The 353-nt window shown below is 57.2% G+C and carries 1 protein-coding gene; it reads left to right on the forward strand.

Going from position 1 to position 353, the window contains the following annotated elements; genetic code table 11:
- Window positions 1-90: 90 nt before the first annotated feature.
- The coding region (locus KTN04_RS17485; protein ID WP_217336352.1) for a helix-turn-helix domain-containing protein at window positions 91-353 on the forward strand (263 nt) is incomplete at its 3' end.

Here is a 353-nt window from a genome sequence, read left to right on the forward strand (position 1 = left end):
CCAAAGGCGTTATCCTTGGTTCGTCGCTCGCGACATCATGTACCACGCCATTGAGCAATTCATCCAGCAAGCACAGGGAGGCCAATCGACATGATGGTATCTTTGCATAAACGGGCGCGCACCACACCCGCCATTCGTGAAGAACTGGCAACGAGTACCAAGCCCATCCGCGAACTTGCCCGGCAGTATGGCATCAGCGAGGCCACAGTGCGTAAGTGGCGCAGCCGCTCCAGCACCGAAGACCGTTCACATACGCCTCACCGCCTGCAAACGCACCTGACACCTGCCCAAGAAGCTATTGTGGTGTATTTGCGCAAGCAGCTTCTGTTGTCCCTGGATGACCTGCTGGCCGT

This window comes from Marinobacterium weihaiense, from assembly GCF_019061305.1.
Lineage (GTDB): Bacteria > Pseudomonadota > Gammaproteobacteria > Pseudomonadales > Balneatricaceae > Marinobacterium > Marinobacterium weihaiense.